The following is a 23,482-nucleotide window of genomic DNA, read 5'->3' on the forward strand; positions in this document are numbered from 1 at the left end:
CCCGCCCTAGCGTCACACCCATGACCAACGACGCGAACACGAGCGGTGTCCTGGAAGAGGCCCTGGGGCGGCTGCACGCCTCCGGTCCCGAGATCTACGAGTGGCGCCTGACCAACCACGCCCCCATGGTGGTCGAGGCGCTCGCCACGCACGGGCGGTCGTCGGCCGTGCACCGGTGGCTGGACGCCTACCAGGTCCGACTCGACGACTTCCCCACCCCGGTGTCCCCCGTGACCGACGCCAACTGGCGGGAGGCGCTGGGCGATACGCGCCGGGGGGCGGACTGGATCGGCTACTTCCTGCGCGCGATCGACGAACGTCCCTGGCGTGACGTGCTCGCCGAGTGGTGGCCCCGGCTGCTGCCGGGAATGTACGGCGGGGCCACCCACCCGGTGATCCGGGTCGGCCACGCCGTACGCGTCATCACGGAGAGCGGCGAGAACGGGCCGCGCCTCACCGAACTCGCCCACGGACTCGGCTACTGGGCCGCCCGGCACCACACGGTCCCCGGCACCACCCCACTCGCCGGCGCCCCGGACGCCGACGGCGCGCTGGAGGCCGTACCCGCGATCGGCGACTTCCAGGGCGGCTTCAGGGACCGGCTCGCCCGGGTCGACCGGCTGCCGGTCTGGTCGGCGGACGTCACCGACCCGGACGAGGCACGGCGCCGGCTGACGTCCCTGGTGGCCGCGGCGACCCACCGCTACGCCACCCACGGCCACGGCGACGAGACGATGCTGGTCCACGCGGCAACGGCCCCGAACGCCGTACTGCGCACCCTGCCCGCCCTCCCCCGCGCCCTGTGGGTCCCGAGCCTGCACGCGGCCTGGACGGCCTCGGCGGCGGTCACATCGATGTACGCCCCTTCCCACCCGGCCCCGTACACCCCCGCCCCGGACACGACGGCCGAAGAGGTCCTCGAACGCGCCCTGGCCCACGGCGACGAGCACGTCATCAAGTTCGCGGACACGGCGCTGGACGTGGGCGACGAACGGGCACTGACGGCCGCACTGCGCGCGATCGACCTGAGCGAACCGCTGATCTACTGAGGGCTGAACTCGTACTGAAGCTCGTAGAGATGTCCTGCCTCAGGCTCCGAGGCGGGATGTCAGGCCGTCCAGGACGCGGTTGAGGCCGTAGTCGAAGTCGGCGTCGCGGATTTCGCGTGGGTGTACGTCCTGTTGGGCCGAGTCCCCCTCGCGGAGTCGCGGGTGGTCCCTTGACGTCTCGTCGAAGGCCGGCCGGAGGTCTGCCACCCACTCCTGTTCGGTCTTGCCGCTGCGGGCGATCAGTGAGAGGTACGCGGCCTCGGAGGTCGCGATTCCGATGACGTACGCCGTGAGCGTTCCCACGGCCTGGTCCTTCTCGTTCGCGGGGAAGCCCGCCGCCTCGAACTGTGCCAGCAGGCCCGACGACATCCGCATGGCGTTCGGGCCGATGTGGACCAGGCCGACCTGGCCGAGTTCGGGGGCGATCCAGGGGTGGCGCAGAGTCATCGCGCGCAGGGCGGTGGCGGTGCGGGTGACGGTGGCGCGCCAGTGGGTGGCGGTCGCGGTGGCCGGTACGTCCAGTTCGCCGTAGACCTCGTCCACGACCAGCTCGATCAGTTCGTCCTTGTTGGCCACGTGCCGGTAGAGGGACGTGGCCGCGGCGTCCAGGCGGGTGCCGAGATTGCGCATGCTGAGCGCCTCGACGCCTTCCGCGTCCAGCAGTTCGATGGCCGCGGTCACGATCTGTTCGCGGGTCAGCTGCCTGCGCTGCGGGCGGCGCGGACGGGTCCACACCGATGCGATCGGATTCTCGTCGGTCGGCATACGCCCTCGTCCCTGCTCGTCCCGCCATTTCTCCCCCACGATAGCGCACGCTGTACGCATGTTGCGTGCAGCGTTACGCCGTGCGTACAGTGTTCGCAACGGGAACGCCGTACGCATACGCGTCACGCATCGATGGGGAGCGAACATGTCGGAGAACGTGAGCCTGGACCTCGGCCACTGGCAGGCCCGACTCGACGCACTGCGCGCCGGACACCACGTTCCGGGCGCGTCGCTGGCGGTGCTCGTCGACGGGACCGTTCACGAGCTGGCCAGTGGCGTACTGCACCGCGGAACGGGCGTGGAGGCCACGACCGACTCCGTCTTCCAGATGGGCTCGATCGCGAAGGTCTACACCGCCACCCTGATCATGCGGCTCGCCGAATCGGGTCAACTGGACCTGGACGCACCGGTCGTGGACGTCCTGCCGGAGTTCTCGGTCGCCGACCCCGAGGCGACGAAGGCGATCACCACACGGCAACTGCTCAGCCACACCAGCGGCCTCACCTGCGACTTCACCCATGACAGCGGACGCGGCGACGACTGCCTGGCCAAGTACGTGGAGGCCGCGAAGGACGTCGCGCTCGACTGCCCGCCCGGCACCGCGATCTCGTACAGCAGCGTCGGCTACAACGTGCTCGGCCGGATCGTCGAGGTGGTCACCGGCAAGGTCTGGGACGAGGCGCTGAAGGATCTGGTCCTGACCCCGCTCGGCCTCGCGCACACGATGACGCTGCCGGAGGAGGCGCTGCGTTTCCGTGCGGCGATGGGACACCTGGGCGAGGCCGGCCAGGACCCGGACCCGGCGCCGTCCTGGGACCTGATGCCGCGCTCGGCGGGCCCGTACGGCAGGGTCATCGCCTCGGCCGGGGACCTCGCGCGGCTCGCGCGGATGCACCTCGACGGCGGTGTGGCGCGGGACGGCACCCGCGTGCTGTCCGAGGAGTCGGTCGCGCTGATGCAGCGGCGCGTGGTCGACTCACCCGACAAGTGGACGGTCAGCGCGGACGGTTGGGGCCTGGGCTGGACCTTGTACGACTGGGACGGCGTGCGCGGTTACGGGCACGACGGCGCCTCGATCGGGCAGTACGGCTATCTGCGCGTGGTGCCGTCGGCGGGGGTCGCGGTCGCGCTGCTGACCAACGGCGGGGGTGCGCGTGAGCTGTACGCGGCGCTCTACCGCGAACTGCTCGCCGAGTTGGCCGGGGTGACGATGCCGGAGCCCTTCGCCCCGCCGGCCGAGCCGCCCGCGGTCGACTTCGGGCCGCTCGTCGGCACGTACCGGCGCGAGGGCGTGGTCATCACCGTGACCGAACGGGACGGCGCGGGGCACGCGGTGTACGAGTTCGTCGACGGCATGAAGGACTTCTCCGAGCCCCTGGAGATCGATCTGGTGCCGGTGACGGAGACGGTCTTCGCCGGTACGGGGGTGGGCGCCGCGTTCAGCGAGGACTACATGCCCGTGGTCTTCGACACCCTGCGGGACGGCACGGGGTGCGTGTACATCGGTATGCGCTGCGGCCCCAAGGTCGCGTGACGCGGAGGGCCGTGGCCGGGTCATGGACGGGAGGGGGAAGCCGGGCTCACGGTGCCAGGGCACCAGGGCACATGAGCCCGGCGGGATCCGTCCGACAGGGGCTGGGTCCTGTCCGTCGGACAGGGCCTAGACGTCGAGCTGGTCCGCCACCGCGCGCAGCAGGCCCGCGATGTTCGCGCCCTGCGACTTGTCCGGGTATCTGCCCCGCTCCAGCACGGGCGTGATGCTCTCCAGGAGCGTCGTCAGGTCCTGGACGATCGAGGCCAGTTCGTCGGGCTTGCGGCGCTGGGCCGCCGCCACCGACGGGGCCGGGTCGAGGACCGTGACCGAGAGGGCCTGGTCACCACGTTGACCCGCGACGACGCCGAACTCGACGCGCTGGCCCGGCTTCAGTGCCTCGACTCCGGCAGGGAGGACCGATGAGTGGACGAAGACGTCGCCGCCGTCGTCACGGGAGAGAAAGCCGAAGCCCTTCTCGCGGTTGAACCACTTGACCTGGCCGGTAGGCACGTCTGTCCTCGTCCTCATATGTGTTGGGGGCGCTGGCGCGCACAAAAACGGCTCTGGATAGCACTACAGCGGGTCGGACGACCCGCCATCCCCAAGGCTAATGGTCCAGGGGCTGGTGACAAGACGTCGCCGGTTGGTTCCTGTCCGCATGGAACTACCCTGGTGGAGTGACTGCTACTCCTTCATCGCCCTCGACGGAACCCGCGCCGGATCCCACGTCCGAACGGCGCGCCCAACAGGCCGGTCCCGGCGACCGGCTGGTGCGGATCGGCGCGATCGTCTTCATCGTCGGCGCGGTCGCCACACTGGTCACGGTGGCCCCACTGTTCCTCGGAACGGACCCGTTCCCGACCGCCGTCTACGCGCTCTGCATGCTCATGGCCGTCGGCTTCGTGATCGCCGGCGCCGGGCTCCTGCGGTCGATCGCCGCGCAGCGCCGTCAGGCCAAGTCGGCGGCGGGCTCCGCCACGTAGGCGCGCAGCCACTCCGGGAACGCCAGCAGGTCCGGCAGCACCACGTCCGCGCCCGCCGCCCGCAGTTCGTCCTCGGCGCAGGGGCCGGTCGGCACCGCGACGGAGAGCGCGCCGGCCGTACGGGCACCGCGTACATCACCCGTGTGGTCGCCCACGTACACGCTCGCGCCGTGCTCGCGCAGCGCCCCCGCCTTCGCTTCCGCCCAGAGCCAACCGATGACCGCGTCCGGTTCCACACCGAGGTGCGCGAGATGCAGCTTCGCGTTCGGCTCGTGCTTCGCCGTCACCACGATCACCCGCCCGCCGAGCGCCTGAACGGCGGCGACGGCCTCACGGGCCCCGGCCATCAGCAGCGTCGGCGCGATGGCGTGAGTGGGATAGATCTCCCGGTACCGGTCACCCATCGCCGCGATGCGGTCCGCCGGGAACCAGTGCGCCAGTTCCTCGTCGAGCGGCGGCCCCAGCCTGGTCACGGCCAGATCGGCGTCGATCGGGACACCGGTCTCGGCCGAGAGCGCGAGGTAGGCGGCGTGGATGCCGGGCCGGGAGTCGATGAGCGTCATGTCGAGATCGAAGCCGACCGTCAGCGGCCGGTCGGGACCGACGGACAGGGGCGGGGTCGGGAGCGAAGTCATACAAGCATTGTGCCCGGACCCCTCCGCCGGTCGGTGGCCTGATCTCGACGCTTAGACTTAGCCAAGCCTTACCAAGCCACGCCCGAAGCCACGCCTCAAGCCATGCCTCGCCGGCCACGCCACGTCCCGCCCCGCCGTCGTGGCCCCGGAGCCCAGCACCCGATTGGTCCCGATGACAGCCGCCGCCGTCCCGACGACCCACCGCACCAGACGCGTCCTCGTCGCCCGCCGCATCGGCTGGACGACGGTCGCCGCCGCGGCCCTGCTGCTCGCCGTCCTGCTCAGCCTCGCGGTCGGGGCCCGCGCCGTCGCGCCGGGCGCCGTGTTCGACGCCCTGCTCAACGGGGGTCACAGCGAGGACGCCGAGGTCGTACGGCAGCTGCGGGTGCCCCGTACCGTCGTCGGCCTGATGGTCGGTGCCGCGCTCGCACTCGCCGGTACGGTCCTCCAGGGCATCACCCGCAACCCCATCGCCGACCCCGGCATCCTCGGTATCAGCCAGGGCGCGGCGGTCGGCGTCGTCATGGCCATCGCCTTCGCCGGGGTGCACACGCTGACCGGATACGTGTGGTTCGCGTTCGCCGGCGCGGGCGTCGCCTCGGTCGCCGTGTACGCCATCGCCTCGCGCGGCAGGGGCGGCGCGACCCCCGTCAAACTCGCCCTCGGCGGCGCCGCGATCAACGCGCTGCTGGTGTCCGTGACGATGGGCATCCTGACGACGCGGGCCGCCGCGCTGGACGAGTTCCGCTTCTGGCAGGTGGGGTCGGTCGCCGGCCGGGACGCCGAACTCGTCGGCCAGGTCTGGCCGTTCCTCCTCGTCGGCACGGTCCTGGTGGTGAGCGTCGCGCGCGGGCTCGACGCACTCGCGCTCGGTGAGGACGTCGCGAAGGGCCTCGGGCAGAACGTCGGAGCCGTCCGTGTCGTGGGCGGCGTCGGCGCGACCGTACTCGTCGGGGTCGGTGTAGCGGCGGCCGGGCCGATCGCGTTCATCGGCCTCGCCGTCCCCCACATCGCCCGCGCGATCGTCGGCAACGACCACCGCTGGCTGATGCCGATGGCCGCGCTCGTCGGACCGGTGATGCTGCTCGTGGCGGATGTGCTCGGCCGTGTCCTGTTCCCGCCGGGCGAGGTGCCCGCGGGCGTGATGACGGCGCTGCTCGGTGTGCCGTTCCTGGTCGCTCTCGTACGCAGGAAGGCGGTACCGGCATGAGTACGGCCACAGCCGACCGGAAAGTGGTCGCCAAGGGCGCCGGGGTGCGGCCCGCCGGATACTCGCTCGTACGCACCCGGCTGGGCACCCGGCGCGTGTCGTTCCTCGTGCACCGGCGCGCGGCGGTCGTCGCCTGCGCCCTCGCGGTGCTGCTCTCGCTGGTCTGCGTCGCCTACCTCAGCGTCGGTGAGAGCTTCGTCGCCCCCGCCGAGGTCCTGAAGGTGATCCTCGGACAGCCGTCGTCGGACGAACTGGTCGTCGGCACGCTGCGGATGCCGCGCATGGTGGTCGGTCTCCTCGTCGGCGCCGCCTTCGGCGTCTCCGGCGCGCTCATCCAGACCGTCGCCCGCAACCCGCTCGCCAGCCCGGACATCATCGGTGTCACACAGGGCGCGAGCGCGCTGACGGTCTTCGCGATGACGTACGGCGTCACGTCGTTCACCGTCCTGCCCTACCTCTCGGTCACGGGCGGCATGCTGGCCGCCGTGCTCGTGTACGTCTTCGCCTGGCGCGGCGGGCTGCACGCCACCCGCTTCGTACTCATCGGCATCGGCTTCGCGATCGCCCTGCGCTCGCTCACCACGCTCTTCATGACGAAGGGCGACTATCTGGTCGCACAGCAGGCCCAGGTGTGGATGACGGGCTCGCTCAACGGCCGGGGCTGGGACGAGGCCGCGCCGCTCGGCTGGGTGCTGCTGATCCTGCTGCCGGCGGTGGCATGGGCGGCGTACGCCCAGCGCACGGTGTCCCTGGACGACGGGACCGCCACCGCGCTCGGCGTGCGCCTGGGGCACGTACGGCTCGGGCTCGTCCTGCTCGGCGTGGTGCTGGCCTCCGTCGCGACCGGCACGGCGGGGCCGGTGGACTTCGTCGCGCTGCTCGCACCGCAGATCGCGCGGCGGATGACGCGTACGGCGCAGATCCCGCTGCTCTGCTCCGCGCTGCTCGGCGCGGTGATCGTCGTGCTCGCCGACCTCTTCGCGCGCAAGCTGTTCGCGCCCACCGAGCTGCCCGTGGGCGTGCTCACGGCGGCGATCGGTGCCCCGTATCTGATCTGGCTGATCATCCGCAGCCGTACCGCAGGAGCTGGAGCATGAGTATGGGCGCAGACACGGGCACGGGCACCGGCACCGGCATCGGTGGCCGGACGACGGCGCGGGAGATCGGCGCGAGCCGGCTCGCGGCCCACGAGCTGACGCTCGCCTACGACGACCGCATGGTCGTCCACGATCTCGAACTGGCCGTTCCCGACGGGCGGGTGACCGTGATCGTCGGCCCCAACGCGTGCGGCAAGTCGACCACGCTGCGCGCGCTCGGGCGGCTGATGAAGCCGAAGAGCGGTTCGGTGCTGCTGGACGGCGCGGAGCTGGCGAGCATCCCGACACGGAGGATCGCGCAGTCGATCGGCCTGCTGCCGCAGTCGCCGGTCGCACCCGAGGCGATCACCGTCGCCGATCTGGTCTCGCGCGGGCGCCAGCCGCATCAGCGCTGGTGGCAGCAGTGGTCGGAGGAGGACGAGCGGGCCGTCACGGACGCGATGGCGCGTACGGACGTGACCGAGCTGGCCGAGCGGTCGGTCGACGAGCTGTCGGGCGGGCAGCGGCAGCGCGTATGGATCGCGATGGCGCTGGCGCAGGAGACGGATCTGCTGCTGCTGGACGAGCCGACGACGTTCCTGGACATCGCGCACCAGGTGGAGGTCCTCGACCTGGTGCGGCGGCTCAACCACGACCAGGGCCGCACGGTCCTGATCGTGCTCCACGACCTCAACCAGGCGGCGCGGTACGCCGATCACCTGGTGGCCATGAAGGAGGGCCGGATCGTCGCGGAGGGGCAGCCGGGCGAGGTCGTCACGGCGGAGCTCGTACGGGAGGTGTTCGGCCTCGAATCGGTGGTGGTCCCGGACCCGGTGACGGGGTCGCCACTGGTGGTCCCCGGGGCGCCGTACCGGCCGGGGGACGGGTCGGACGTGGCGTAGCCGCTGCGCGACGGTGGGCCCCCGGTCGTCGGAGGCGTTGAGCCTCCCTGTGCGGTTGCGGATCGAGGACGATCGGGAGCTGCTCCGTAGCGCGGGCGCGCGGCGTGTGCCGGCGGGGGGCGTGGCGTAGCCGTTTCACGCGGCCGGGCGGCACGAAGCCCCGCTCGTCCCTCACGGGGCTGGCGGGGCCTCTGCTTGTCGGGGTGTCAGCCGGTTTTCTTCCATTCCCCGCACCCGGAGGTCTGGAACGCCCCGTCTCCACCGGCGATGGTGATGGTGGTCTGACCTTGCGGATTCCCGTTGGCGATGATGTCCTCGAAGTCGCCCGTCGTGCTCTTCAGCCGCGCCCAGTAGCAGTTCGGGAAGGCGGAGTCGGCGGGACCCGACGTCTTGTACGTGCCGGGTTTCACCTCGTCGCCGACGACGAACGTGCCATCCCCGGGGATGCCGACAACCTTCGGTTTCGGCTTGGCCTTGGGCTTCTCCGTGACCGTCTTGGTGACGGTGACCTCGGGCGCCGGCTCCTCGTCCGAGGCGGGCGCGGCGGGTTTCACCGTGACCGTCACGGTGGGGCCGGGCTCGGACTTCGCGGTGGCGTCGGCATCGGTGTTCCCTGAGGCGCCCGCCGCACCCCCGATGCCGAACAGGATGACCGCGGCGGGGATGACGACACGCTTACGTGCCCAACGGGGCCGTGTCGTCAGGGGGGTTGGCGGCGGCCCGAACGGCTGGGGTGGCTGTCCCCACGGCTGAGTCGGGCCCTGCGGTGGATTGTGGCTCATGTGTCCCCCCAAGAACTGATTCGTGGAGGGATGACCGTAGCGACCACGATTGCCCACAGACCCGGACATGCTCCGGTTGTGACGATTACGTGATGAAACAGCGTAGTTTTGGTAAGGAGGTTGGGTGACCTGCCGCGACGGAACCCACTCTCCGCCGCCGCGCGAGTTGAACCCACCACGCCCACGCCTCAGCTTCGGCGGGAGCGCCAGATCAGGAAGAGGGCCGAGCTGACCGCCGCCACGCGGATCACCAGCGGCCAGGTCGACGAGATCGCGTCGGCCATCGTGCCGTCCGGGATGGGCTCGCCCCAGCGTTCCGTCGTACGGCCCCAGAGCCAGATCCCGCCCCCGACCACGGCCACAATCGGCAAGCCGAAGACCGCCAGCTTCGCCTCGAAGCGCGACAGCCGGCGTGAGGCGTACGCGAGGACCCAGCCGCCGGCGAGCGCCAGCCAGGAGCCGAGGACCGCGCCGGCGACGAGAAGGGCGGCGGCCAGCAGGAGGAACGGGTTGGTAAGCCGCAGCCCGGGACCCGCGCCGGGGGCGGGGGCCGTCTTCTTGCCGCGTGGGCGCAGTCGTGACAGCGGCCCGCGCCGTTGGGGCGTCTGGGCCACCTCCACCGCGCCGGCCCCCTCGGCCGCCTCCGCCTCCGCCTCGAGCCGGGCCTTCTCGGCGCGCTCCTCGGGCGTCGGCGGCGGCTTCAGTATCTCGGGGATCTCGACGCCGCCGACGAACCCGGAGACACCGGTCGCCTCGCCCATCGGGCCGGCGTCGACGCGCCACCAGTCGGGTTCGCCGCCGGACTCGCCGAGTTCGTGCATGGGAGCCAGATGCGGCGGGAGGGCGGTGGGCTCGGCGGGCGCCTCAGGAGCGGACCGGCGCTTCTGCTTCGGCAGCGACGGCCCGTCCGGCCGCCGCCCGAGCCCGAGACCCAGCCCGCGCCCCCGCTTGCCGCGCTGCTTGGGAAGCGTGGGCCCGGACCGGGGCCCGGGAGACGGCTCGGGTGACGGATCCGGCGACGGCCGCCGGTCGGCGAACGTACCGCCCGACGCCGCCGCGCCCACCACCTGGTCCGGCGAACCGAGCCGACCCAGGATGCGGCGGACGGCGGCGGGGCTGTCGCCGCCGAACTTCCCCCGCTGCTTGTCGATCTCGCCGCGCAGCTCGGAGACGAGTCTCATCCGGTCGCCGGAGGGCAACTGCCGCTGCTGGGCCACGTCCCCCACCCGGCTCAGATAGTCGTAGACGAGCTGGTCGCTCTCGATCCCCACACTGCCCTCCGCACATGCGCGCCGTACCTGGGGCCGATGGTGTCGCGCTCGTCCCCGTACGTCCAGTACGGCGCGTGCGGCACGGCGGGGTCAGCCCGTAACGGCGTCCCGTGTCACGTCCTGTGGCGCGTCACGCGGTACGTCCTGCGGATACCAGCGCAGCTCAACGGTGTTGCCGTCCGGATCCCGTACGTAGATTGACTGCGCGTCGCCCCGGGCGCCGAAGCGCTCGACCGGTCCTTCGAGCACGGTGAAGGTCCCCGCGTCCATCACCTCCCGCCAGTCCAACGGCTCGACCACCAGGCAGATGTGATCGACGTTCGACTCCCCCGAATCCCCGGGCGGGCGCGCGAACAGGTCGATGATCGTGGTCCGGCCGACCCGCACCGAAGGGAACGGGACCTTCCCCGCCCGCCACTCGTCCACCCGGACCGGCGCCAGGCCGAGCGGCCCGCAGTAGAAGTCCAAGGCGCGCTCCACGTCACGGACGTTGAGCACGAGATGGTCGAAGTCCTTCACGCGCAGCACTGGTTGGGGAGCCGGCTCGGGCACAGGTTCCGGCCCCGGTCCGGCCGGCGGCCACGGCACGTCCGCCACGAGAGGAAGGATCGCCTCCTCCTCGTAGTCGAGGTGCGCGGTCAGCTCCGTCGTCATCCGCGCCAACTCGGCGCGGAACCGCGGCGGATCGGCGGCGCCGATGTCGGCGAGCAGCGCCACCAGCCCCTCCTGGACGCGGGCGACCGTGCGGTGTTCGGCGCGCAGCCGGTCGAAGACATCGGTCAGATGCGGGTGGTAGTGGGCGATCCCGGGGAACAAGTGCCCGTCCTCGCCGGTGTGGTGGAACTCCAGCGCCTGGCAGAACGCCAGGCAGCGCTGCCGGATCTGCAACCCGAGACCCGGCGCCGGCGGCCCGCCGGGACCCTCGTGGGCGGCGAGCGCGGCGAAGTGCGCGTCGACGTCGGCGGTCACCAGCCGCAGCTGGAGGCGCAGTTGGTCATGAACTTCCAAGATCTTGTCGGCGAGGGTCCGCACCTCGCGCGGGCTCCCGTCGTCCGGCTCGGCGGGCTCCAGCACCACGACCGGCAGGGTGCGGGTGGTGGCGGTCTGGTAGTCGCCGTAGCCGGGAGCCTCGCGTACGACGTGCGCGAACAGCTCGTCGCGCCTGGTCCCTTCGGCCGGGATCGCGAGTGCCTGGTAGGCGCGGGTGCCGATCTCGACGCCGACCACGGGGTGGGCGAGCAGGTTGCGGTACCAGTCGGGGTCGTCGGGGGCACCGAGGTTGGAGGCGACGAGCAGGAGCGAGCCGCCGTGGCGTACGTACCCGAGGGGAGTGGTCCTGGCGGTTCCCGACTTCGCGCCGGTGGTGGTCAGCAGGAGCAGGTTGCCGCCTTCGAAGGGGCCGCCGACCTTCCCCTCGTTGGCGCGGAACTCCTCGATGACGGATTCATTGAACGATGTGGGCATGCGTGTGTGTTCTCCGGAGGATGAGGGCGGCTCTCGGACGCGCGGCACGCGTGACGGCGCCGCGAAGGCCGGAACCGGCCGCGAAGGATGAGAGGCGACGTGCGGCGGCGCTCGTTCGCGCGCGGCTACGTCATGTACGAGGTCACATACGGGTCGCGGAGTACGTACTCATGGCGGATCCCCTGAATGAAGGGCGCTCGCCCGGTCACCGGCCCGCCCACTGCTCTTCGGCCGGCACCACGCGGCACCGCGTCCATTACATGCAGCCGCCCGCCACCTGTCAACAAGCCTCGGGCGCCCTCCCCCGCACCGCGCCGCACGGCCCCGACGGCCACCACCCGGGCCCGGCGCCCCGCAGGGGCTAACGTGGGGCGGATGGGAATCAGCTAGCCGCCCCTGGAGGCGCACGTGTCCGAACGAACCGGCGGAACGCCACCGCGTACGCTCGCGGAGGCCCTGCGCACCCGCGACGACGACGCGCTGGCCGCTCTGCTGCGCACGCGTCCCGACCTGCTGAGCCCCGTACCGAACGACCTCAGCCAGCTCGCCACCCGGGCCGGCACCCGCGCCTCCGTGATGCGGGCGCTGGAGCGGCTGGACCGTTTCACGCTCCAGGCCGCCGAGGCGCTGGCGGCCTCGACCGACCCCGCGCCGTACGAGGCCCTCCTGGCCCTGATGACCGGCGACGAGGGTGAACCGGGCGTCGAGGCGGCCCTGCCGCGCGCCGTCGCCGCGCTGCGCGAGCAGGCGCTGATCTGGGGAGCCGACGACCGGCTGCGGCTGGTGCGTACGGCCCGCGAGATCCTGGCCCCGTCCCCCAACCACCCCTCCCCGACCGGGCTCGGGCCGACCGTCGCCGAGGCCACGGCGGGGATGTCGCCCGGCCGGATCCAGGAGATCATCACCACCGCCGGTCTGCCGTCCACGCACGACCCGGTCTCGGCGGTCACCGCACTGGCCGCGCTCTTCACCGACCGCACCCGCATGGCGGCGCTGCTCGACACCGCCCCGCCCGACGCGCTGACCGTTCTCGACCGGCTGGTGTGGGGGCCGCCGTACGGCGAGATCACCTCGAAGCCGGCGCCGCCCGTGCAGTGGCTGCGGGACCACGGGCTGCTGCTGCCGACCTCCACGCGCACCGTCGTGCTGCCGCGCGAGGCCGCGCTGCATCTGCGCGGGGGCCGCGCGCACCGGATCGCCGAGCCGGAGCCGCCGGCGATCCTGCCGCATCCCTCGACGTCGTCGGCGGCCTCGACGGCCGCCGGTCGTCCACAGGTTGTGGACAGCGCGGCGGCGGCGCAGGCGTACACCGCGCTGGAGACGATCGAGGAGCTGGCCAAGGAGTGGAACGAGGGCGGCCCGAACGTCCTTCGCGCCGGCGGTCTCTCCGTACGCGATCTCAAGCGCACCGCCACCGCGCTGGACGTCAGCGAGCCCGTGGCCGCCTTCTGGGTCGAACTCGCCTACGCGGCAGGGCTGTTGGCGGCGGACGGCGAGGCCGGCGAGCGGTACGCGCCGACGCCCGCCTACGACCAGTGGCCCGACCTGCCCCCGGCCGAACGGTGGGCCAGACTGGCCACGGCCTGGCTCGGCGCCACCCGCACGTCGGGCCTCGTCGGCGGCCAGGACAGCAAGGGCCGTACGCTCGCCGCGCTCGGTCCCGACCTGGACCGCGGCGCCGCGCCGGAGGTACGGCGCCACGTACTGGACCTGCTCGCGAGCCTCCCGAACGGCACCGCCCCCGATCCGGAGAGCGTGCTGGCCCGGCTGCGCTGGGAGCGCCCGCTGCGCGGCGCGGTGGCCGGCCGGCCCGAGGACCTGCGGGCGCGCATCGCCGCGTGGACCCTGAACGAGGCGGAAATGCTGGGCGTGACCGGCCGCGGCGCGCTGTCGTCGCACGGCCGCGCGCTGATCGCCCCCGACGCGGTGGCCGGCGGGGCGATGGGCGCGTTCCCGAAACCGGCCTCCCGGGCGGCCACCGGCGCGGATCTCCCCGCCGCCGGTCTGCACGCCGCCCGCGCCCTCGCCCCCCACCTCCCCGAACCCCTCGACCACGTCCTCCTCCAGGCCGACCTCACCGCCGTCGCCCCCGGGCCGCTGCTGCGTCCGCTCGCCGAGACGCTGTCCGTGATCGCCGACATCGAGTCGCGGGGCGGCGCCACCGTCTACCGCTTCACGCCCGCGTCCGTACGCCGCGCGCTGGACGCCGGGCAGTCCGCGTCCGACCTGCACGCGTTCCTGGCGGCCCACAGCCGTACGCCGGTACCGCAGCCGCTCAGCTATCTCATCGACGACATGGCGCGCCGCCACGGGCATCTGCGGATCGGCTCCGCGTCGGCGTACGTGCGCTGCGACGACGAGGCCGTCCTGGACGAGATCCTGGCCGACCGGCGCTCCCAGGGCCTGCGGCTGCGCCGCCTCGCGCCCACCGTCCTGGCGGCCCAGGCCGACCCGACGACGCTGCTGGACGGGCTGCGCGCGATGGGCCTCGCACCGGCCGCCGAGTCCGCGGAGGGCGACGTGCTGGTCACCCGCGCCCACGCGCACCGCACCCCGCCGCGTACGCCGCCGGTCCCCGTACCGGACGGCCCGCCGGTGCCCGCGCCGACACTGCTCGGCGCGGCGGTACGGGCAATCCGGGCCGGCGACCAGGCGGCGACCGTCGTACGCAAGACGCTCCCCGAACCGGCCGAGGCGGCGCCGGCACGCGGCGACCTGCCCCGCACCACGTCGGCCGAGACCCTGGCGACGGTCCAGGCCGCCGCGCTGACGGGCTCGGCACTGTGGATCGGCTACGTGAACGCGGAGGGCGCGGCGAGCCAGCGGGTGATCGCACCCGTGCGGGTCGAGGGCGGCTTCGTGACGGCGTACGACCACACGGCGGACGAGGTCCGCACGTACCCGCTGCACCGCATCACGGGTGTGTCGGAGCTGGCGGACGACCCGGCGTAGCCCCGCCGGGGGCTACTTCGGGTTCTTCTTCGTGATCGTGGTCTTCTTCGCCGCGGGCTTCTTCGCCGTCGTGGTCTTCTTCGCGGCGGACTTCTTGGCCGTGGTCCTGTTGGCCGTGGGCTTCTTGGCCGCGGTCTTCCTGGCCGGAGCCGCCGGCTTCTTCGCCCCCACGGGCTCGCGCCTCACCGCGGACCGCACGCGCTCGGTCCACGGCGCGCGACCGGTCGTGCGCGTGCCCACACCGGCGCGCCGGGCCTTCTTCTCCGCCGCCCGCTCGCGCCGCTCCTGCTCGCGCTCTTCCTCGCGCTCCCGCTCACGCCGGGCCTGCGCCTCCAGCGAGCGGAACCCCAGCGTGTGGAAGCGGTGGCTGAACCGGCGGCCGACCAGCAGATACGCGAGGAACGCACCGCTCGTGTTCATGATCACGTCGTCCACGTCGAAGGCCCGGCCCTCGACGATCGCGCCCTGCGCCAGCTCCACCACGGTCATCATGACGACGGTCAGCGCCATCACCCGCAGCATCCGGAACCTGCGCGGCACCAGCACCGGCAGCAGCAGCCCGAACGGCGCGCCCATCAGCACGTTGCCGCCGACCTGCTTGCAGGCGGCGAGGAAGGTGTAGTCCTCGGCGTACTGGCGCAGCGAATGCCCCGGCTGGAGATTGGACCCGGCGATCTCCGACGACGCGGGTGACGGGGTGAGCGTCAACTCCGCGAGAACGGCGGCGAAGGCGACGAGCAGCATGAGCGCGACGGCCAGAATGACCACGCGCAACACGGCTCCGCCCCATGACGTACTCCAGGTCGACGTCGCGTTCCCCGATGCATCCACCCCGCGGGCGGTGCCCCGCCCACCCGTCCGTTCCATTTCAGCGGCCATACGCCGCGCTTGCCCCCGACCGGCCCACGTACGCACCCCCGCCACGAAACCACCGGCGATGCGCCACACTGGACGTTTGGCCGTGGGAAGTGGCCGTACGAAGGACGGAAAGGCGCTGCTGTGAACGGACCTCTCATCGTCCAGAGTGACAAAACGTTGCTGCTGGAGGTGGATCACGAGCAGGCCGACGCCTGTCGGCGGGCCATCGCGCCCTTCGCCGAGCTGGAGCGGGCGCCCGAGCACATCCATACGTACCGGCTGACCCCGCTCGGGCTGTGGAACGCGCGGGCCGCCGGGCACGACGCCGAGCAGGTCGTCGACGCGCTCGTGGCGTTCTCGCGCTACCCGGTGCCACACGCGCTGCTCGTGGACGTCGCCGAGACCATGGCCAGGTACGGGCGGCTCACGCTGTCCAAGCACCCCACCCACGGGCTCGTCCTGACCAGCACCGACCGGCCGGTTCTCGAGGAGATCCTGCGGTCGAAGAAGGTCCAGCCGCTCGTCGGTGCGCGGATCGACCCGGACTCCGTCGCCGTGCACCCCTCCGAGCGCGGGCAGATCAAGCAGACGCTGCTGAAGCTGGGCTGGCCGGCGGAGGACCTGGCCGGATATGTGGACGGCGAGGCACACGCGATCGAGCTGGACGAGCGCGAGTGGTCGCTGCGGCCGTATCAGAAGCAGGCTGTCGAGGGCTTCTGGCACGGCGGCTCCGGGGTCGTCGTGCTGCCGTGCGGGGCGGGCAAGACGCTCGTCGGCGCGGGCGCGATGGCGCAGGCGAAGGCGACGACGCTGATCCTCGTCACCAACACCGTCTCCGCCCGGCAGTGGAAGCACGAGCTGATCAGGCGCACGTCCCTGACCGAGGAGGAGATCGGCGAGTACAGCGGTACGCGCAAGGAGATCCGCCCGGTCACGATCGCGACGTACCAGGTCCTCACGGTCCGCCGTAAGGGCGTCTATCCGCATCTGGAGCTGTTCGACTCCCGCGACTGGGGTCTGATCGTCTACGACGAGGTGCATCTGCTGCCCGCGCCCGTCTTCAAGTTCACCGCCGACCTCCAGGCGCGGCGCCGGCTCGGGCTGACGGCGACGCTCGTACGGGAGGACGGCCGCGAGTCGGACGTCTTCTCGCTCATCGGGCCGAAGCGTTTCGACGCGCCGTGGAAGGAGATCGAGGCGCAGGGCTACATCGCGCCCGCGGACTGTGTCGAGGTACGGGTCAATCTCACCGACAGCGAGCGCCTGGCGTACGCGACGGCCGAGCAGGAGGAGAAGTACCGCTTCTGCGCGACGACGGCGACCAAGCGCAAGGTGACGGAGGCCCTGGTCCGTAAGCACAAGGGCGAGCAGACGCTGGTCATCGGCCAGTACATCGACCAGCTCGACGAGCTGGGCGAGCATCTGGACGCCCCGGTGATCAAGGGCGAGACGAGCAACGCGCAGCGGGAGAAGCTGTTCGAGGCGTTCCGGCAGGGTGAGATCTCGGTGCTCGTCGTGTCGAAGGTCGCGAACTTCTCGATCGATCTGCCGGAGGCGACGGTCGCCATCCAGGTGTCGGGCACGTTCGGCTCCCGCCAGGAGGAGGCGCAGCGGCTGGGCCGGGTGCTCCGGCCGAAGGCGGACGGCCACGAGGCGCGCTTCTACTCGGTGGTGGCCCGCGACACGATCGACCAGGACTTCGCGGCGCACCGTCAGCGCTTCCTCGCGGAGCAGGGGTACGCCTACCGCATCGTGGACGCGGACGAGTTGCTGGCCGGCAGCTGAGAGAGCGGAAGAGGGCGGACGGGCGCGAGCCGCGGGACCGTCTTACGGCGGTGGCGGCGATGGCGGTACAACCCGTACGCGAGGGCGGCGAGCACCGCGAGCGCCAGCAGTGGGTACGGCGAGGCCGGCACCTGCTGCCACCAGGGCAGTTGAAGCTCCGCCCCGCCTTCGTGCGGTACGAGGAGGAAGGTCCGCGCCGAGAAGACCAGCGCGACCGCCGCCGCCGTACGCCACCGGCCCTCCGCGAACAGGACGGCCAGCAGCGGCACGCACCACACCCAGTGGTGGGACCAGCTGACCGGTGACACGAGCAGCGCGGTCAGCGCGATGGCCAGCACGCCCCATGCCTCATGTCCCGCCCGCACGACGGCCCTTCGCGCCAGCCACAGGCCGGCGAACGTGATGACGACGCAGGCGACCGCCCAGCCGACGCCCGGCTCGGGCGTGTGCAGCGCGCGGGCGAACAGCCCTTGCAGCGACTGGTTGTCGGCGCTCCACGCCTCGCCCGGCCGGCCGGCCCCGAAGACCCGTAGCGTCCAGAAGTCGAGGCTGGACCGCGGGAGGACGAGGGCGCCCAGCAGCATCGTGCCGATGAGCGACGCCAGGGCGGTGAGCCCGGCGCGTACGTCGCCGGGCCTGCCCGTCAGCAGCAGATAGGCGATGAAGAGGGCGGGGGTCAGCTCGACTCCCGCCGCGATACCGATGGCGAAGCCCTTGCCGAGCGCGTGGTCCGGCCGCGTCAGGTCCCAGAGGATGAGGCAGGCCAGCGCGAGGCTGATCTCTCCGTGGAGGACGGTCCGGAAGACCGGTTCGAGCCACAGCCCGACGGCGACGAGAACGGAAAGGGGAACAGCAACGGGAACGGACAGCTGGGGTGTGGCGGAGGTGGCGGGCGCGGACGTGGGGACGGGGTCGGTGGCGGTGGTGGGGCGCCGGGCGACGAATCGCCAGGACAGCCGGACGAGCAGGGCGAGAAGCAGCACGTTGCCCACGACGACAACGGCCTTGAGCGTGGCGACCGGGAGCCAGGTGGCCGGGACGAACAGGATCGCGGCGAACGGCGGCGAGGTGGCGGGCAGTCGCCACTCGGTGACCGCGAAGCGCTCGGCCACGGGGATCGGCTGAGCGAGCAGGGCGTACTGGGCCGGGCAGAGCGCGGTGAGTGCGGTGAGTGCCGTCAGCGACAGGACGAGTGCGCCAACTGCGAGGAGTGACCGGACAGTCACGGTCGGGTGCGTCACGGCCGCGACATTAGCCGATCGGGGCGCATGCCAAGGTGCCGGTCAGTCGCGCGGAGGTGTGCGGATGTACGTGCGGACCTACGGACGTGCGTGCTCAGCGCATGATGCCCGCCTCCTCTCCGTACTCACCGAGGACGGCCACGCTGAACGCGGCGGTCACGAAGACCTTGACCGCCCGCAGCGCGCTGCCGACGCGGTGCGGGGGGCGCGGGCCGGAGTGAGGGGCGGAACCGAGCGCCGTCGCCCCGCTGTGCGGCGGGCCGACGTCCACGGTCGGGATGGGGGTGAATGTCGCTGTACTCATACTTCAATGGTGCGCCTCGCGCGACCGCGGCACATCGCTCCGCAGGGGGAATCGGCTGAGCCGTTCCGTACGCCTCCGGGGATACGGCATCCCCTACGGGGACTACGTCCCCGCCCCTGACCTCGACCGGGGACGGACGCGGGCCGATGCCGACCGGCATGCGGAGCGGCCCCGGAAAACCCGTTCGCCCCACCGCCACCCGCTGACTACAATCGCCCTCTTCTCCCGCCTCCCTCCGAGGAGCGCTGCCGCCCGGTCGGAAACCGGGCGGCTGCCCTGACGTGATCCACCGCCGACACCCGGCCGCCGCCACCCCGCCACCACCGGGTCGCGGCCCGTCGGCCTGCGTACATCCGGAGGCACCACCGTGTCCGCGCACGACCCCGCACCGCCCGAGGCCCCGACCCAGTCGGCCACGGCCATCGACACCCCGACCGATCCGCTCGCCCGCGAGCGCGCCCATCTCGGGGCCTCCCGCGCCGCCCTGCGCTCCATGCGCGAGGACGTCCAGTCCCTCGACATCCGCGACGTGACGGCGAACTGGGTCAACGCCGCCGTCCTCGGAGCGCAGATCGAGGACCGCATCAAGGCGCTCGCCGACCTGTCCCACACCCCGCTCTTCTTCGGCCGCCTCGACTACGAACACGCGGTCGGCGCCGACGAGGCCGAGGGCGCCGAGGGCGAGCGCTTCTACATCGGCCGACGGCACGTCCACGACGCCGACGGCGACCCGATGGTCATCGACTGGCGCGCGCCCGTCTCACAGCCCTTCTACCAGGCGTCCAAGAAGAACCCGCTGGACGTCGGCCTGCGCCGCCGCTTCGGCTACACGGCCGGCGAACTGACCGCGTACGAGGACGAACACCTCTCCGACCCGACGGAGGCGGCCCACTCCAGCAAGCTCCTCCAGGCCGAGATCGAGCGCCCGCGCGTCGGCCCGATGCGCGACATCGTCGCGACGATCCAGCCCGAGCAGGACGAGATCGTCCGGTCCGGGCTCGGCGGATCCGTCTGCGTACAGGGCGGCCCCGGCACCGGAAAGACAGCGGTGGGCCTGCACCGGGTGGCGTATCTGCTGTACGCGCACCGCGAGCGGCTGGCCCGTACCGGCACGCTGGTCATCGGACCGAACGCCTCCTTCCTCCACTACATCGAGCAAGTGCTCCCCGCGCTGGGCGAGTTGGAGGTCAAGCAGGCGACCGTCGACGAGCTGGTGGCGTCGGGGCCCGGCCAGGTGCGGGTGCTGGGCGCGGACAGCGCGGCGACGGCGGTCGTCAAGGGCGACGCACGGATGGCGCGGGTGCTGCGCCGGGCGGTCCGTTCGCACGTCACGCTGCCCACGGAGCCGGTGATGGTGGTGCGCGGCTCCCGGCGCTGGCGGCTGTCGGCGTACGAACTCGAAGAACTGGTACGGGAGTTGCTGGACCGCGACATCCGCTACGGCGCCGCGCACGACGCCCTGCCGCAGCGCATCGCGCACGCCGTGCTCGTACAGATGGAGAGATCCGGCGAGGCCCCCGACGACCGGGTGCAGGACGCGGTGGCCCGTAACCCCGCGGTGAAGGCGGCCGTGAAGGCGATGTGGCCCGCCGTCGATCCGGCGAAGCTGGTGCTGCGGCTGCTCTCCGACGCGGACTTCCTCGCCGAGCACGCGCAGGGGCTGCTGACGGACGACGAACAGAAGGTCCTGCTGTGGACGAAGCCGCCGCGCAGCCTGAAGACGGCGAAGTGGTCGTCTGCGGACGCGGTGCTGATCGACGAGGCGAACGACCTGGTGTCCCGTACGCACTCGCTCGGCCACGTCGTACTGGACGAGGCGCAGGACCTGTCGCCGATGCAGTACCGGGCGGTGGGCCGGCGCTGCTCGACCGGCTCGGCGACGGTGCTCGGGGACCTCGCGCAGGGCACGACACCCTGGGCGACGGCGAGTTGGGCGGAGGCGCTGGCGCATCTGGGCAAGCCGGAGGCGGTGGTGGAGGAACTGACGGCCGGTTTCCGCGTGCCGCGCGAGGTGATCGCCTACGCGTCGCGCCTGCTGCCCGCGATCTCGCCGGGGCTGACGGAGGTGGCGTCGGTACGTGAGTCGCCGGGCTCGCTGGAGGTACGCGCGGTGGAGGCGGCCACCTTGGACGCGGCGGTCGTCGGGGCCTGCGGGGAGTCGCTGCGGCACGAGGGCTCGATCGGCCTGATCGCGGCGGACGCCCGTATCCCGGCGCTGGCCGCCGCGCTGTCGGCGGCGGGCCTGGCGTACCTCGCCCCGGGCGAGGAGACGACGGCGGCCTCCCGCCTGACCCTGGTCCCGGCGTCGCTGGCGAAGGGCCTGGAGTACGACTACGTGGTCCTGGACGAGCCGTCGGCGGTGGTCACGGGCGAACCGGACGAACGCACGGGCCTGCGCCGCCTGTACGTGGCACTGACGCGCGCGGTCTCGGGCCTGACGGTGATCCACGGCGCCCCACTGCCGCACCAGCTGGACACCGCCTGGGCGGGGCAGGCCGGGTAGGCGACACTGTCGGAGTGAATTCGAACGATGAGCCCGATGCGGCGAAAACGGTGTCTGCGACGGATACCCCGGGGGCGCCGGGCCCGGCTGCCGCGCCGGGCGGGGCGGCGATGTCGGCGAACGCGGCAGACGGGGCCCGCACGACCGCCGCCGCCGGTGCTGCCGGGGTCGACGACACGGGCGCCCCGGCCGGCGTCGGCAGGGATCGAGCGATCGGTTCGCCCGGCGCGGCAAACGCGCCGGAAGCACCCACCCCGGCAGGGACAGCGGACACGGCGGCACCCGACGCAGTCGGCGCGGACAGCGCGGGCGTCGGTACGGCATCCGCCGACCCGGCCGGGACGGCGGATGCGAACGGGCCCGACCTGGTCAGCGCGGAGGGTGTGGCCGCCGGCACAGCCGCGCCGGACGGGGCCGACGTCGGCGTGCATCACGCCACAGCCGTCGGCGCAAGCGGCGACACAGGCAGTGCGACGAACGCGCCCGGCGCAGTCGGCGCGGAGAGCGCCGCCGGCCCGGACACGAGCGACACCGCACCCGCACCCGGCGCCCCCGCGGCCCCCACCCGTCGGCTGTTCTGGTCCACTCTCGGTGTCGCCGTCGTGCTGCTGCTCGTCGATCAGGCATCCAAGTGGTGGGCCGTCGGGGCGTTGGGGGACTCGGAGTCGATCGACGTCGTCGGCGACGTCATCCGCTTCTGGCTCGTCTACAACCCCGGCGCCGCCTTCTCCATGGGCACCGGCGTGACCTGGGTCTTCACGATCTTCGCCGGGGTCGCCGTCGTCGCCATCGCCTGGTACGCGTGGCGCGTGCGCTCCACCCCGTGGGCGTACGCGCTCGGGCTCCTCCTCGGCGGCGCCACGTCCCACTTCGGCGACCGCCTCTTCCGCGAGCCCGGATTCGCGCGCGGCCACGTGGTCGACTTCATCGACTACGCGGGCTTCTTCGTCGGCAACGTCGCCGACATCGGGATCTTCGCGGGAGCGGTGAGCATCGTGGTGCTGTCGTTCAAGGGCATAGAGGCGGTCGACCGCGACACCGTCGACAACACGGCGGACTGACCCCGTCAATCGCCGGACGGCCTCCATACGCAGCCCGTCCGGCGATTGAGGACAGCCGACCGCCGGCCACACCACTACGCGTCGATCGCCTCGCGCCACTCCCGTACCGTCGCCTCGTCCACCGGCGCCTCCCAGCCGTTCGGCCGCGCCGCGCCGCCGATGTGGAAGGCGTTCAGACCGCTCGCCCGCAGCCGCGGCAGATGGTCCAGCCGCAGGCCGCCGCCGACGAGGAGTTCGGGGCCGTATCCCGGTTCGCCCAGGGCCGCGGACTCCGCCTCGGCCAGCAGGACCGGGATGCCCGCGTCGACCCCGTTCGCCGCTCCCGCCGTGAGGTACGTGTCGAGGCCGGGCAGGTCCGCGAGCTGCTTGCGCAGCGCGTCGCGGTCGGCCGCGCGGTCGATCGCCCGGTGGAACGTCCAGCGGCAGGGGTCCAACTCCGCGACGAGCCGTTCGACCGTGACGAGGTCCACATTGCCGGAGATGTCGAGGAAGCCGAGTACGAACTCGTCCGCGCCCTCGACCCGCATGGCGTTCACGGACGCCACCAGCACGTCCACCTCCTCCGGTGAGCCCGCCGCGAACCCGTCCTGGAGCCTCAGCATCACGCGCAGCGGGATGTCGACGGAGGCACGGATCTTGGCGAAGGTCTCGACCGGCGGGGTGAGACCGTCCGCCGCCATGTCGGTGACCAGCTCAAGACGGTCCGCCCCGCCCGCCTGGGCCGCGACGGCGTCCTCGGCGTTGAGGGCGATCACCTCCAGGACTGCACGCTTGCTCATGGGAACCCATTCCGTTCGGGAGGCTAGGAAGCCGGGGCAGGACCTGGGACGACCGGTCGGCAGTCGGCCCGGCGCAGATCTATAGGTCGGTCTCTATAGGTCTAGTCCAATAGCCAGCGTACGACGCCGCACGGCGCGTTCGCATCATCAAACCTCCACCACACCACATCAGCCGGTACGCGCCGTCACTGGGCACCGTCGCCCCCCAGGGCGCCTCCTCTCCCGAGCGATCGCCGATCAATACCCCTGGGGGGTATAAAGTCAGCCAGGAACTACCCTTGCTTCGGATAGGGGCGAGGGGTATACATGGATGGAGAAGGAGATACCC

Annotated in this window: 20 protein-coding genes and 1 pseudogene; 10 read left to right on the forward strand and 11 right to left on the reverse strand. The window is 72.3% G+C overall.

Annotated elements, in window-relative coordinates; translation table 11 throughout:
* Positions 1-20 precede the first annotated feature (20 nt).
* A complete protein-coding gene (locus ACFWHU_RS26175; RefSeq protein WP_387227666.1) occupies positions 21-1,049 on the forward strand; it encodes a questin oxidase family protein in 1,029 nt (342 codons plus the stop codon).
* Between the two features lie 39 nt (positions 1,050-1,088).
* Here ACFWHU_RS26175 and ACFWHU_RS26180 read toward each other — a convergent pair whose 3' ends face one another.
* Positions 1,089-1,814 (reverse strand): TetR/AcrR family transcriptional regulator, encoded by a 726-nt coding sequence (locus tag ACFWHU_RS26180; protein ID WP_387227668.1) that lies wholly within the window; start codon positions 1,812-1,814, stop codon positions 1,089-1,091.
* A gap of 145 nt (positions 1,815-1,959) precedes the next feature.
* Here ACFWHU_RS26180 and ACFWHU_RS26185 point away from each other — a divergent pair, with 145 nt between their 5' ends.
* Positions 1,960-3,348 carry a serine hydrolase domain-containing protein gene (locus ACFWHU_RS26185; RefSeq protein WP_387227670.1) on the forward strand — a complete coding sequence of 463 codons (1,389 nt, stop codon included), beginning with the start codon at positions 1,960-1,962 and terminating at the stop codon, positions 3,346-3,348.
* 126 nt (positions 3,349-3,474) lie between these two features.
* On the opposite strand, the gene ACFWHU_RS26190 is transcribed toward ACFWHU_RS26185, so the two are convergent.
* Positions 3,475-3,858, reverse strand: coding sequence for a cold-shock protein (locus ACFWHU_RS26190; RefSeq protein ID WP_308354223.1), 384 nt, complete (start codon positions 3,856-3,858; stop codon positions 3,475-3,477).
* 257 nt (positions 3,859-4,115) lie between these two features.
* On the opposite strand from ACFWHU_RS26190, the gene ACFWHU_RS26195 reads away from it, so the two are divergent.
* Complete coding sequence (locus tag ACFWHU_RS26195) at positions 4,116-4,331, forward strand: hypothetical protein (RefSeq protein ID WP_385796660.1); 216 nt, start codon at positions 4,116-4,118, stop codon at positions 4,329-4,331.
* Here ACFWHU_RS26195 and ACFWHU_RS26200 read toward each other — a convergent pair.
* Positions 4,298-4,966, reverse strand: coding sequence for an HAD family hydrolase (locus ACFWHU_RS26200; RefSeq protein WP_387227672.1), 669 nt, complete (start codon positions 4,964-4,966; stop codon positions 4,298-4,300). The two genes, ACFWHU_RS26195 and ACFWHU_RS26200, sit on opposite strands and share 34 nt — an antisense overlap.
* Before the next feature lie 172 nt (positions 4,967-5,138).
* Here ACFWHU_RS26200 and ACFWHU_RS26205 point away from each other — a divergent pair, with 172 nt between their 5' ends.
* The 3 genes from ACFWHU_RS26205 to ACFWHU_RS26215 are packed head-to-tail and all read left to right on the forward strand — an operon-like array spanning position 5,139 to position 8,154.
* Positions 5,139-6,176: a FecCD family ABC transporter permease gene (locus ACFWHU_RS26205; RefSeq protein WP_385796619.1), complete on the forward strand. Its 1,038-nt coding sequence runs from the start codon at positions 5,139-5,141 to the stop codon at positions 6,174-6,176.
* Complete coding sequence (locus ACFWHU_RS26210; protein ID WP_385796617.1) at positions 6,173-7,273, forward strand: FecCD family ABC transporter permease; 1,101 nt, start codon at positions 6,173-6,175, stop codon at positions 7,271-7,273. The genes ACFWHU_RS26205 and ACFWHU_RS26210 overlap by 4 nt, the downstream gene beginning before the upstream one ends.
* 2 nt (positions 7,274-7,275) lie before the next feature.
* Positions 7,276-8,154, forward strand: coding sequence for an ABC transporter ATP-binding protein (locus tag ACFWHU_RS26215; protein WP_387227909.1), 879 nt, complete (start codon positions 7,276-7,278; stop codon positions 8,152-8,154).
* A 206-nt stretch (positions 8,155-8,360) separates the two neighbouring features.
* Here the strand turns inward: ACFWHU_RS26215 and ACFWHU_RS26220 are convergent, their stop codons facing one another.
* The 4 genes and pseudogenes from ACFWHU_RS26220 to ACFWHU_RS26235 form a co-directional block, all read right to left on the reverse strand.
* Positions 8,361-8,936, reverse strand: coding sequence for a hypothetical protein (locus ACFWHU_RS26220; RefSeq protein WP_387227676.1), 576 nt, complete (start codon positions 8,934-8,936; stop codon positions 8,361-8,363).
* Between the two features lie 188 nt (positions 8,937-9,124).
* Positions 9,125-10,207, reverse strand: a complete 1,083-nt coding sequence (locus ACFWHU_RS26225) for a hypothetical protein (RefSeq protein ID WP_387227678.1) — start codon at positions 10,205-10,207, stop codon at positions 9,125-9,127.
* A gap of 90 nt (positions 10,208-10,297) precedes the next feature.
* Positions 10,298-10,732 carry a VOC family protein gene (locus tag ACFWHU_RS26230; protein WP_385796656.1) on the reverse strand — a complete coding sequence of 145 codons (435 nt, stop codon included), beginning with the start codon at positions 10,730-10,732 and terminating at the stop codon, positions 10,298-10,300.
* Between the two features lie 30 nt (positions 10,733-10,762).
* Positions 10,763-11,671, reverse strand: a pseudogene (locus ACFWHU_RS26235) (nitroreductase/quinone reductase family protein); the annotation flags it as partial.
* 408 nt (positions 11,672-12,079) lie between these two features.
* Here ACFWHU_RS26235 and ACFWHU_RS26240 point away from each other — a divergent pair.
* Positions 12,080-14,623: a helicase-associated domain-containing protein gene (locus ACFWHU_RS26240; protein ID WP_385796610.1), complete on the forward strand. Its 2,544-nt coding sequence runs from the start codon at positions 12,080-12,082 to the stop codon at positions 14,621-14,623.
* A gap of 12 nt (positions 14,624-14,635) precedes the next feature.
* Here the strand turns inward: ACFWHU_RS26240 and ACFWHU_RS26245 are convergent, their stop codons facing one another.
* Positions 14,636-15,400: a VanZ family protein gene (locus ACFWHU_RS26245; RefSeq protein WP_387227681.1), complete on the reverse strand. Its 765-nt coding sequence runs from the start codon at positions 15,398-15,400 to the stop codon at positions 14,636-14,638.
* A gap of 222 nt (positions 15,401-15,622) precedes the next feature.
* Here ACFWHU_RS26245 and ACFWHU_RS26250 point away from each other — a divergent pair, with 222 nt between their 5' ends.
* Positions 15,623-17,266 (forward strand): DNA repair helicase XPB, encoded by a 1,644-nt coding sequence (locus ACFWHU_RS26250; RefSeq protein WP_385796606.1) that lies wholly within the window; start codon positions 15,623-15,625, stop codon positions 17,264-17,266.
* Here ACFWHU_RS26250 and ACFWHU_RS26255 read toward each other — a convergent pair.
* Positions 17,224-18,507 (reverse strand): glycosyltransferase 87 family protein, encoded by a 1,284-nt coding sequence (locus tag ACFWHU_RS26255; RefSeq protein WP_387227683.1) that lies wholly within the window; start codon positions 18,505-18,507, stop codon positions 17,224-17,226. The two genes, ACFWHU_RS26250 and ACFWHU_RS26255, sit on opposite strands and share 43 nt — an antisense overlap.
* A 94-nt stretch (positions 18,508-18,601) precedes the next feature.
* On the reverse strand, positions 18,602-18,811 hold the full coding sequence (locus ACFWHU_RS26260; RefSeq protein ID WP_385796601.1) for a hypothetical protein: 210 nt from the start codon (positions 18,809-18,811) through the stop codon (positions 18,602-18,604).
* 493 nt (positions 18,812-19,304) lie between these two features.
* On the opposite strand from ACFWHU_RS26260, the gene ACFWHU_RS26265 reads away from it, so the two are divergent.
* Together ACFWHU_RS26265 and ACFWHU_RS26270 are read left to right on the forward strand one after the other, a co-directional pair.
* Positions 19,305-21,314 carry a HelD family protein gene (locus ACFWHU_RS26265; protein ID WP_387227911.1) on the forward strand — a complete coding sequence of 670 codons (2,010 nt, stop codon included), beginning with the start codon at positions 19,305-19,307 and terminating at the stop codon, positions 21,312-21,314.
* A 110-nt stretch (positions 21,315-21,424) separates the two neighbouring features.
* Positions 21,425-22,375, forward strand: coding sequence for a signal peptidase II (locus tag ACFWHU_RS26270; RefSeq protein WP_387227686.1), 951 nt, complete (start codon positions 21,425-21,427; stop codon positions 22,373-22,375).
* 74 nt (positions 22,376-22,449) lie between these two features.
* Here ACFWHU_RS26270 and ACFWHU_RS26275 read toward each other — a convergent pair whose 3' ends face one another.
* Complete coding sequence (locus ACFWHU_RS26275; RefSeq protein ID WP_385796594.1) at positions 22,450-23,154, reverse strand: copper homeostasis protein CutC; 705 nt, start codon at positions 23,152-23,154, stop codon at positions 22,450-22,452.
* Positions 23,155-23,482 lie beyond the last annotated feature (328 nt).

Origin of the sequence: Streptomyces sp. NPDC060366, from assembly GCF_042725135.1 — a bacterium.
Classification (GTDB): Bacteria; Actinomycetota; Actinomycetes; order Streptomycetales; family Streptomycetaceae; genus Streptomyces.

What these genes read in the sequence shown, in the direction of transcription:
- ACFWHU_RS26175 (WP_387227666.1), top strand. Translation starts at nt 21, where the DNA reads ATGACCAACGACGCGAACACGAGCGGTGTCCTGGAAGAGGCCCTGGGG.
- ACFWHU_RS26180 (WP_387227668.1), bottom strand. Translation starts at nt 1,814, where the DNA reads ATGCCGACCGACGAGAATCCGATCGCATCGGTGTGGACCCGTCCGCGC.
- ACFWHU_RS26185 (WP_387227670.1), top strand. Translation starts at nt 1,960, where the DNA reads ATGTCGGAGAACGTGAGCCTGGACCTCGGCCACTGGCAGGCCCGACTC.
- ACFWHU_RS26200 (WP_387227672.1), bottom strand. Translation starts at nt 4,966, where the DNA reads ATGACTTCGCTCCCGACCCCGCCCCTGTCCGTCGGTCCCGACCGGCCG.
- ACFWHU_RS26205 (WP_385796619.1), top strand. Translation starts at nt 5,139, where the DNA reads ATGACAGCCGCCGCCGTCCCGACGACCCACCGCACCAGACGCGTCCTC.
- ACFWHU_RS26210 (WP_385796617.1), top strand. Translation starts at nt 6,173, where the DNA reads ATGAGTACGGCCACAGCCGACCGGAAAGTGGTCGCCAAGGGCGCCGGG.
- ACFWHU_RS26215 (WP_387227909.1), top strand. Translation starts at nt 7,276, where the DNA reads ATGGGCGCAGACACGGGCACGGGCACCGGCACCGGCATCGGTGGCCGG.
- ACFWHU_RS26220 (WP_387227676.1), bottom strand. Translation starts at nt 8,936, where the DNA reads ATGAGCCACAATCCACCGCAGGGCCCGACTCAGCCGTGGGGACAGCCA.
- ACFWHU_RS26260 (WP_385796601.1), bottom strand. Translation starts at nt 18,811, where the DNA reads ATGAGTACAGCGACATTCACCCCCATCCCGACCGTGGACGTCGGCCCG.
- ACFWHU_RS26265 (WP_387227911.1), top strand. Translation starts at nt 19,305, where the DNA reads ATGCGCGAGGACGTCCAGTCCCTCGACATCCGCGACGTGACGGCGAAC.
- ACFWHU_RS26270 (WP_387227686.1), top strand. Translation starts at nt 21,425, where the DNA reads ATGTCGGCGAACGCGGCAGACGGGGCCCGCACGACCGCCGCCGCCGGT.
- ACFWHU_RS26275 (WP_385796594.1), bottom strand. Translation starts at nt 23,154, where the DNA reads ATGAGCAAGCGTGCAGTCCTGGAGGTGATCGCCCTCAACGCCGAGGAC.